The 1,546-nt window shown below is 63.9% G+C and carries 3 protein-coding genes; 1 reads left to right on the plus strand and 2 read right to left on the minus strand.

The genetic code is table 11. The features are described from left to right. Both WCB02_RS35275 and ndk read right to left on the minus strand, forming a co-directional pair. Positions 1–223: TerC family protein (locus WCB02_RS35275; RefSeq protein ID WP_423965997.1), on the minus strand; the 223-nt coding region annotated here is incomplete at its 3' end. A 52-nt stretch (positions 224–275) separates the two neighbouring features. Continuing rightward, positions 276–698: a nucleoside-diphosphate kinase gene (gene ndk, locus WCB02_RS35280; protein WP_423966000.1), complete on the minus strand. Its 423-nt coding sequence runs from the start codon at positions 696–698 to the stop codon at positions 276–278. Positions 699–924: 226 nt separating this feature from the next. Here ndk and WCB02_RS35285 point away from each other — a divergent pair, with 226 nt between their 5' ends. Continuing rightward, positions 925–1,188: a sulfur globule protein precursor gene (locus tag WCB02_RS35285; protein WP_423966002.1), complete on the plus strand. Its 264-nt coding sequence runs from the start codon at positions 925–927 to the stop codon at positions 1,186–1,188. Positions 1,189–1,546 lie beyond the last annotated feature (358 nt).

Genomic DNA, 1,546 nt, shown 5'->3' on the forward strand with positions numbered 1-1,546 from the left:
CGGCAATGCCGGCGCCGATCACCATGCCCCATAACCGGTGCCGCCCGTGCAGACCGCGGCAGGCCATCGCGATGACCAGCGCGTTGTCGCCCGACAACAACACGTTGATCCAGATGATCTTGCCGAGCGAGAGCCAGAACGCCGGCCGTTCAATATCGGCGCCGAGCTGAGTGAAGAATGCGCCGATATTGGCTGGGTCAAAGACCTGCGACAGCCAGTTCACAGCCTACCCCCTCGCCCGCACGGCGGCTCTTGTCGCAGCAGTCGTTCGCCGATCAGCCGACGATTTCGTTGCCGGAAAAGAACTGGGCGATCTCGGTCGCCGCCGTCTCCCGGGCATCCGACCCGTGCACCGAGTTTTCGCCGATCGACTTCGCGTGCAGCTTGCGGATCGTTCCGTCAGCGGCCTTGGCCGGATCGGTCGCGCCCATGACGTCGCGATATTTGAGTACGGCGCCCTCGCCTTCCAGCACCTGCACCACGACCGGGCCCGACGTCATGAACTCCACCAGCTCACCGAAGAACGGCCGCGCCTTATGTACGGCATAGAAGGTCTCGGCCTGTTCGCGGGTCATGCGGATGCGCTTTTGCGCCACGATCCGCAGGCCGGCCTTTTCGATCAGCGCGTTGACGGCGCCGGTGAGATTGCGCTCGGTCGCGTCGGGCTTGATGATCGAGAAGGTGCGTTCAATCGCCATGATGCTTTCGTCCTTGAAACAGCGGGTTTTTTGCGTTGCGGGGCTTATATCGGCGTCATCGGCCCGCGGCAAGCGACCCGCACCGCTTCAGCAGACCGACCGGGAATTACAGCAATTTCACCAAGGTGAACCCATTCTGTCGACGCCGTCCCGGTGAGGTTCACCTGCAGCGGACTAGCGTGCATGACCGACGGCGCCTCCCGCGCCGGACTTCAAGGAGATGATCATGTTACGCAAACTCTCGTTTGTTACGGTCGCAGCGTTGTCTCTCGGCGCGGCGGCGCTTGCACCCTCGCCGGCCGCCGCCTGGGGCGGAGGCTGGCACGGTGGGTATCACGAAGGCTGGCATGGCGGCTGGCACCGCTGGGGCTGGGGCGGCCCGCGCTTCGTCGGCGGTCCGGTGTCTTATGGCTATGGCGGCTGCTACGCGCGAGAGCTGGTTCCGACCCCGTGGGGACCGCGCTGGCGGCTCGTCAACCGCTGTTACTGACAGCCAAGCACCACGCCCGATCGCTCAGATGCCCCGGCCTTGTGCCGGGGCCTTCTGCTGGGCTGCTGGGCATGCTCTGTCGGGCAATGCCAAACCTTCGATTTTTAGACAATTTTTACCAACCCAGCCGGATCTGGCAGCCGTCCACTGCAATCGCTGGCTGAGGCGAAACCATTTCGCGGGCCATGACTTGGTATGGCGTCCCCAATGTCAGGGAATACCAACCGGAACCCGTTATGAATGGTCGCCTCGCCGACGCCAGCGAATCAATCGATCGCAAGACCAGCCGGTCGATCTGCGATGCCGTGGGTGAGCGCCTTCAGCGGAATCTGCCGCCGCAGTCGCTTGGCCCCTCGCC

Source organism: Bradyrhizobium sp. (genome assembly GCF_049581145.1).
GTDB lineage: Bacteria > Pseudomonadota > Alphaproteobacteria > Rhizobiales > Xanthobacteraceae > Bradyrhizobium.

What these genes read in the sequence shown, in the direction of transcription:
- WCB02_RS35285 (WP_423966002.1), top strand. Translation starts at nt 925, where the DNA reads ATGTTACGCAAACTCTCGTTTGTTACGGTCGCAGCGTTGTCTCTCGGC.
- ndk (WP_423966000.1), bottom strand. Translation starts at nt 698, where the DNA reads ATGGCGATTGAACGCACCTTCTCGATCATCAAGCCCGACGCGACCGAG.